Annotated in this window: 6 protein-coding genes; 5 read left to right on the top strand and 1 reads right to left on the bottom strand. The window is 55.8% G+C overall.

The window, feature by feature from the left end:
- Window positions 1-319: 319 nt before the first annotated feature.
- The 5 genes from lpxC to B2Y11_RS06240 all read left to right on the top strand — a co-directional run bounded on the left by lpxC (window position 320) and on the right by B2Y11_RS06240 (window position 6,445).
- A complete protein-coding gene (gene lpxC, locus B2Y11_RS06220; protein ID WP_291057397.1) occupies window positions 320-1,147 on the top strand; it encodes a UDP-3-O-acyl-N-acetylglucosamine deacetylase in 828 nt (275 codons plus the stop codon).
- Between the two features lie 42 nt (window positions 1,148-1,189).
- Window positions 1,190-1,669, top strand: coding sequence for a 3-hydroxyacyl-ACP dehydratase FabZ (gene fabZ / locus B2Y11_RS06225; RefSeq protein ID WP_291057399.1), 480 nt, complete (start codon window positions 1,190-1,192; stop codon window positions 1,667-1,669).
- Between the two features lie 201 nt (window positions 1,670-1,870).
- A complete protein-coding gene (gene lpxA, locus B2Y11_RS06230) occupies window positions 1,871-2,683 on the top strand; it encodes an acyl-ACP--UDP-N-acetylglucosamine O-acyltransferase (RefSeq protein ID WP_291057401.1) in 813 nt (270 codons plus the stop codon).
- Window positions 2,684-3,668: 985 nt separating this feature from the next.
- Complete coding sequence (gene brnQ, locus B2Y11_RS06235) at window positions 3,669-4,994, top strand: branched-chain amino acid transport system II carrier protein (RefSeq protein ID WP_291057403.1); 1,326 nt, start codon at window positions 3,669-3,671, stop codon at window positions 4,992-4,994.
- 734 nt (window positions 4,995-5,728) lie between these two features.
- Window positions 5,729-6,445, top strand: a complete 717-nt coding sequence (locus B2Y11_RS06240; protein ID WP_291057405.1) for an NAD(P)H-dependent oxidoreductase — start codon at window positions 5,729-5,731, stop codon at window positions 6,443-6,445.
- A 389-nt stretch (window positions 6,446-6,834) separates the two neighbouring features.
- Here the strand turns inward: B2Y11_RS06240 and B2Y11_RS06245 are convergent, their stop codons facing one another.
- Window positions 6,835-7,749 (bottom strand): ROK family protein, encoded by a 915-nt coding sequence (locus B2Y11_RS06245; RefSeq protein WP_349676020.1) that lies wholly within the window; start codon window positions 7,747-7,749, stop codon window positions 6,835-6,837.
- Window positions 7,750-7,938 lie beyond the last annotated feature (189 nt).

Consider the following 7,938-nt stretch of genomic DNA (forward strand, 5'->3'; position numbering starts at 1 on the left):
CTTGAGCGTCAGCGATGCACAGCGAACATGATTTGAAGGAGCACTACCGACGCACAAATCATAGTGAGTCGTTTCCCCTGTGGGGACACAACCCTTAGCCCGTGCGTCAGCACAGGGCTATACGCCCCTCTGCGCCGCAGACGCAGGCCCCTACGGGAATACCGGAAAGCACCACTCCTGTCCCGATCCCGACCGCGCCACAGGCGCCTGAACCCTCAAGCCCCATAGGGGCTTGTCCCTAAACCTTGTGCTATCCCTCAAAAAACGATATAATAAAATAATTGTAAAAGTATAATTCATGAACGAAAGGTGTCTCATTGTGAAAAGAAAACAGCACACAATCAGGAAACCGGTTTCTTACAAGGGCAACGGCCTTCATTCCGGCATGCCCGTCACCATGACCATGCATCCTGCCCTGCCGGGGACAGGCATTCTCTTCCGCCGGAGCGATCTTCCCGGCGCGCCGGAGGTGCCGGCGGACAGCCGCTACATTACCAGCACCATGCGCGCCACCACCCTGGAAAAGGGAGCGGCCAAGGTATTTACTGTAGAACACCTCCTTTCTGCCCTCTACGCCCTGAACATCGACAACTGTGTCATTGAAATGGACTCTCCCGAACCGCCGGTAGGCGACGGCAGCGCCAAGACCTTTGTGGACATGGTGGAAGAAGCGGGCATTGAAGAGCAGGACGAAGACATTCCCGTCCTCACCCTGGACAGAAGCGTAGCCATTTACGAAGGGGAAAAATTCATCACCGCCCTTCCCTATGACGGCCTCCGCATTACCTTCACCTCCATCAACCCCCATCCCCTTCTGGGCACCCAGATGGTGGACATTGTCATTGACCACGATTCCTACATGAAGGAAATCGCATCCGCCAGAACCATCGGATTCACCTGGGAACTGGAAGCCATGCGGAAAATGGGCCTCGGCAAAGGGGGCACCCTGGAAAATGCAGTGGTTTACTCGGAAACGGAATGCCTCTCCGTGCCCCGTTTCAAGGACGAACTGGTGCGCCACAAGATTCTGGACATCCTGGGCGACATCTCTCTCGTAGGGCCCCTTCACGCCCACATCATCGCCGTCCTGGGCAGCCACAAGCTGAACGCGGAACTTTCTGAAAAACTGCAGGCCCTGAAGAAATAATACCTGCCTCTCATACATGAAATAGGACAAGGAGGAACTGTTATGGAATTAAATGTTGAAGAAATTATGGAGATTCTGCCTCACCGCTACCCCATGCTCCTGGTAGACAAGATTATTGAAATGGTACCTATGGACTATGCCATCGGCGTGAAATGCGTCACCATGAACGAACCCTTCTTTCAGGGCCACTTCCCCGGCCATCCCGTCATGCCCGGCGCCCTCATCTGCGAAGCCATGGCCCAGGTAGGCGGCGTAGCCCTCCAGTATCCCGAAGAAAACAGGGGCCTCATCCCCATGTTCACCGGCATGGACCACGTCCGTTTCCGCTCCCCCGTCCTTCCCGGTGACCAGCTGGTCACCAAGGCGGTCATTAAGAAGATCATCGGCCGCATGGGCAAGGTGCACTGCGAATGCCGCGTAGGGGACGTGCACAAGGCAGAAGCGGATTTCCTCTTCTACCTCATGGACCCCAACGATTCTCCGGAAAAGAAAGAAAAAGAGCAGGAAGCCCGCAGAAAATAAATTTCCTTAAACTATATAGAAATAGTTAATAAACAGAGGAAATCCGAATAATTCGGAGATAAAGGAAGATTCCCCTTATAAATGCCCTGAAACCGCTGTTTCAAAACAGGAAAAGATAGGGGACTTATGTATAAAGAGAATCACAAATCATAAAATCGGCTGGCAGTCAAAACAGCCGCCGTCATAAAGGGGAATGGGACAATGGAATTAAAAGTCATTCAATCGGAAGAGCCGAAAATTCATCCAACCGCCGTCATCGACTCCACGGCAATCCTTCATAAAAACGTAGTCATCGGGCCCTATGCGGTTATCGGCGAAAACTGTGAAATCGGCGAAGGCTCCATCATCGGCGCCCACGCCGTCATCGCCAAGAACGTACGCATGGGAAAAGAAAACCACATTTACCCCCATGCCGTCATCGGGGAAGACCCCCAGGATCTCAAGTTCCGTGACGAATACAGCACTGTAGTCATCGGCGACCACAACCTGATCCGCGAATACGTGACCATCCACCGCGCCACCGGCGAAAACTGCGAAACCCGCATCGGTTCCTACAACATGCTGCAGGCCTACACCCACATAGCCCATAACTGCAACTTCGGAGACCACATCGTCATGTCCAGCTTCTCCGGCGTAGCAGGCCACGTCACCGTAGAAGACCACGCCGTCATCGGCGGCATGAGCGGCATCCACCAGTTCGTCAAGATCGGTGCCTGCGCCATGGTAGGCGGCATGTCCAAAATCGTGCAGGACGTATGCCCCTTCGTCATCGTGGACGGCAACCCTGCCCGGGTAGTGGGCCTCAACAGCGTAGGCCTGGCCCGCAACAACATCACCCCGGAAGTGAAGAGCTACCTGAAAAAGGCATACCGCCTCATTTTCCGCTCCGGCCTCAAGCTGAACGATGCCATCCTGGAAATGGAACAGGAACTGCCCTCCACCCCGGAAATCGAACACCTCCTCCGCTTCCTCCGCAACTGCGACCGCGGACTCTGCCGTACCAGAGACAGATAAATATCCTTCCCCTTTATAGATAGGCTCCCTGCATAGGGAGCTTTTTTTGTGGGGTGGCACTCCCTTTGGGAACAAAGGACGTGCCACATATTTATTGTCCCCCTGCCTGCGGGGGAAGATGGTGCCGCAGCCACAAAAAGGGGGGGCGGTACAAGGGTTCAGAGGGTTGTGGATTGCCGCTGGCGCGGCAATAAGTTTTATAATGCCGCCAAAGGCGGCAGAAAAGAACGCTCTCCCCTTCCCATAGAGCCTTATGTGGCACAATGGAAAGCACCCATAGTGCCCCCAGCGGAGCTGGGGGAAAGGTGGTGGCGCCAGCCACCAAAGGGGGCCGCTTTTCCATCGCCCGCAAGGGCGGTTGTCTGGTTTTATACAAACTGGCGCCCAACTTTTTTGAAGGCGCCTACCACGGCCTTTGCCCCTTGCGCGAAGCGACGCAACCCTTGGCCCGTGCGACAGCACAGGGCCATACGCCCCTCTGCGGCCAACGGCCGCAGGCCCCTTCGGGAATACAGCCCACCACCCCCCCTGAGCGAAGCGACGCACCCCTTCTACATAACCTGCGGCATCAGCAGGCCATAACCTGCGGCGCCAGCCGCGCCCCTTTGCGCCCAAAGGGCGCCTTCCCTCTGAACCGGCCCGCCCCCAGCGGGGAACCTTCTGAACCTGGGGCCGCAAAGCGGCCCCTTGACTTACTAATTTCCTCATGCTAGAATATACTAAACTTATATCAAGACAATGACCGGAATCAGGCTGGGGAATCTTCCAAGAGAGGCAGCGGGTGGTGCGAGCTGCTGAAGCGAACGAGCCGCGTCACCCGGGAGTCCTTCTCCGAGTCCATGACCAGGAGCAAGCGGCGGCGCCGTTACAGCCCAATCGAGTATTAGACAAGGTGGTACCTCACGCATTTGTGCCCTGTCGGATTTTTCCGGCAGGGCTTTTGATTTCCCCGCCGGCGGTTACCTGTTGCAAAGGAGTGTATGTTATGAAGAAATCGACCAATGCCCTCATCCCCATCGGGCTCATGCTTTTCGCCCTGTTTTTCGGCGCAGGGAACCTCATATTTCCGGTATTCATGGGACAAAGTTCCGGCGTCAATACCATTCCCGCCACCATCGGCTTCCTCATTACCGGCGTAGGCCTTCCCCTTCTGGGGGTAGCAGCCATCGGCTACTCCGGCAGCGACCTGCAGGCCCTGGCCTCCCGGATTCATCCGAAGTACGCCATTTTCTTCACCGTAGCCCTGTACCTCACCATCGGGCCGGCCTTTGCCATCCCCCGTACCGCCACCACCTCTTTTGAAATCGCTGTGGCCCCTTTCTTCGGAAGCACCATGAAATCCACGGCCCTCTACGTTTTCTGCTTCCTTTTCTTCGTCATTTCTTGGTGGCTTTCCGTCAGCCCCAATAAACTGGTGAGCCGTATCGGCAAAATCATTACGCCGGTGCTCCTCCTCTTCCTGGCCCTCCTCTTCATCGCTTCCGCCATCCATCCCATGGGCCCCTGGCAGCCTGCGGCCGACAGCTATCGGGACCCCCTGAAAGCCCTGACCCAGGGATTCCTGGACGGCTACGGCACCATGGACGCTCTGGCTGCCTTCGTCTTCGGCATTATCGTAGTCAATTCCGTCCGCCAGTACGGTGCGGAAACCAATGAAGAAGTGGCCCTGTCCACCCTGAAAAGCGGCCTCATCGCCGGCGCCTGCCTGGGCATTATTTACATCTTCCTCTGCGCCCTTGGCGCCAGCTCCGTCACCGAACTGGGTATGCAGGAAAACGGCGCCGGTGTGCTGGTAGGCTCCGCCCGCTACTACTTCGGCTCCTACGGCCGTATCATCATGGGGGTCATCGTACTCCTGGCCTGCCTCACCACCAGCGTAGGCCTCATCACCGCCTGCGGCGAATATTTCTCCCGCCTCATTCCCTCGCTTTCCTACACCATGTGGGTCACGGCTTTCTCCATCATTTCCTTCTTCGTCGCCCTCTTCGGCCTCACCACCATTATCAAAGCCGCCATTCCGGTGCTCATGTTCCTCTATCCCCTCACCATCTCCCTGGTAATCCTTACCTTCACCCATTCCCTTTACGGCGGCTACCGCAGCGTCTACCGCGCCGCCACCTTCTTCACCCTCATCCCTTCCCTTTATGACGGCCTCCACACCGCCGGCCTTCCCCTGGGAAGCCTGGACACCCTCATGGCCTCCCTGCCCCTTGCAGGCTACGGCCTCTCCTGGGTCTCCTTCTGCATCGCCGGACTCATCATCGGCATCCTCCTCTCCAGAGTGGATTCTGCCAAAGCGGTGGAAGAATAGGAAATGGAAAGCAAAAAAGCTCCCCGCTGTGGGAGCTTTTTTTGGTTTAAAGGGTTCTTAAGATTGACCGGCCCTTTGGGCCGGAGGGTTCTTAGGTTTGACGGCGCCTGCGGCGCCGAGGGTTTGTGTCATCAGTGCTCCCCCCGTCATTTCGAGCGGTGGGAAGCGCCGGTATGAATCACATTTTCGTGGAGCCAGTGAAACGGAGCCGAGAAATCTCCCTCCCCGCAGAAAGCTGCCTTACGGCAGGTAGTTCAGCATAGAGTATCATACCAACTTGTACCCTCCTACACCTTTTGCCACTACGTGGCGTTCCCCCATAGGGAAGCGTGTCACTGGATTCTCAGTCGTCTNNCAGCACGGCTATCACCGACTCACTGGATCCTCAGGTCTCTAACGTTCCCCTACGAATCCAGTTCGCTGGAGTGACTCCAGTTCCCTTGCCCCCCTATTCAGGGGGGGCAGAATATAGCCCCTCTATGCTTTCCTATAGAGTCATATGGCACAATGGAAAGCACCCATAGTGCCCCCAGCAGAGCTGTGGAAAAGGTGGTGGCGCCAGCCGCGCCCCTTTGCACCCAAAGGGCGCCTTCCCTCTGAACCAGCCCGCCCCCGGCGGGGAACCTTCTGCCCCCGGGCCGCCAGTCGGCCCCTTCCCATTGACTTAATATAGAAAAAATGCTATATTTGAATCATCTCTTCATAGAGAAATGTAAATATAAAAGGAGACCCCTATGCATACCGATTTCATAATCCCCACCAAAGATACACCCAAACCCCATAACGACAGGAAGGTTCTTCTGGACGCCATGAAGTACCGCTATGCCACAAAGAAATTTGACCCGGAGAAAATCATTTCCCATGAAGATTTCGAAACCCTGCTTGAAGCGGCCCGCCTGTCCCCCACCTCCTTCGGCATGGAACCCTGGAAGATTCTTGTCATCCAGAACAAAGAACTCCGGGAAGAAATGATGCCCTACGGCTGGGGCGCCAAAGCCGGCCTTTCCGGCGCCAGCCATTTCGTAGTCTTCCTGGCCAATAAACGGCAGGACATTACCTTCGGCTCCGCCTATGCAGACCACATGCTGAAGGACGTGCACCAGGTGCCGCCGGAAGTCTACGATTTCTACAGCCAGGTCTACACCCGCTTCGGAAAAGAGGAAATGAAAATCCTGGACTCCGAAAGGGCTGCCTTCGACTGGACATCCAAGCAGGCCTACATCGTCATGGCCAACATGATGACCATGGCCGCCTACATGGGTATCGATTCCTGCCCCCTGGAAGGCTTCAATCCCGCTGACATGACCCGCCTTCTGGGAGAAGAACATAAACTCTTCGACCCCCGCCACTACGGCATCGCCGTCATGGCCGCCTTCGGCTACCGCGCCGAAACCCCGCACAGGGACAAAAGCAGAAAACCCCTCTCCGAATCTGTGGAATGGGTCAGATAAGGGATTCCTGTACAACTTGATACTATGGAAGCTCATCCTGCAGGAAACTTCCCGGAAAGAAAATTTCTCCACTCCGCTCCGCTTTCGTCGAAATGACGGGAGTGCAAAGCAGCGCTTCTGTCATTTGTCCCCCGTTGAAATAGCTCTATGCTGCCTGCTGCCATCGTCATCTCGAGCGGATCTGCATGCCGGTATGGGCTGTAAAGACTTCGGGTTTTATTGAAACTCTGAGTCGAGAGATCTCCCGCTTCAATGCATCCAGCACTATGGAGAAAAACCAGAATTTTCCCGACCGTCAAAAGGACGGGAGTGCAAAGCAGCGCTTCTGGCACAAGAAAATACGCAAAAAACTTCAGCCCCAAAAAGGCTGAAGTTTTTTTGTGTTATGATTACTGTTTATTTTCCTCTTCCCAGGCTCTCTTGCCCAGTTCGATGGCGCCGGTGAGGCCGGCGTGGTCTCCCAGGGCCGGGGGAACAATGTAGTTGTCCAGGCCCTCATCCAGCTTGTCGGAGTGGATGTAGCCGTTGATATTTTTCTTTACTTCTTCCCGAACCATGCGGAAAAGGTTTTCCTGGTGCATGACGCCGCCGCCGATGATGATTTTGTCCGGCGAATAGAGGAGTACCAGGTTGGACACTCCCTGTCCCAGGTAGTAGGCTTCCATTTCCCACACTTCCTTCCGGTTGTGGAGCGTCTCTCCCGGCGCGCCCCAGCGCTTCTGGATAGCGGGACCGCAGGCGTAGCCTTCCAGGCAGCCGCCGGGGAGGAAGGAATCCTTGTGGAAGGGGCAGCTTCCTTCATAGGTATCCTTGGGATGACGCTGGATGAGCATATGACCTGCCTCCGGGTGCACCAGGCCGTGGAGCAGCCTGCCCTCACAGTACAGGCCTACGCCGATGCCGGTGCCTACGGTCATGTAGGACACCACCTGGCAGCCCTTTCCCGCGCCGTACACCGATTCCCCCAGCGCCGCACCATTCACGTCGGTGTCAAACTCGATGGGAATGGAAAGGGCCCGGGCAAAGGGGCCTACGAAATCCACATCCTGCCAGCCCTTCTTCGGCGTAGCCTTGATGTAGCCGTAGGTAGAGGACTCCTTCTTCAGATCCAGCGGCCCGAAGCTGGCAATCCCCAGGGATTCGATGTCATACTGCTTGAACCAGGAAATAATCTCCGGCAGCACCTGGGCTGCGGTGGTGGTAGGAAATCTCATTTCCGAAAGGATACGGATGGTGCCGTCCTTCACTTCTCCTACACCGCAGATAATTTTAGTGCCGCCTGCTTCAATACCGCCGATTAAAATTTTGAAACGCCTCCCTGTTTACACATTGGAAATATCACTCGTACCAGTTTATAACATATGCCCTCTTCTTGCAATGGGAAATTGAGGGCCGCAGGGGGGCCACTCTGTGGCCCGGGTTCAGAAGGTTCAGAGGGTGGTGGTGGCGGCTTCGCCGCAGGTTGTGTAAAAGGGTTGTATTCGCTTCGCTCA

The organism is Dialister sp. UBA1703 (assembly GCA_002320515.1).
Taxonomy (GTDB): Bacteria; Bacillota; Negativicutes; order Veillonellales; family Dialisteraceae; genus Dialister.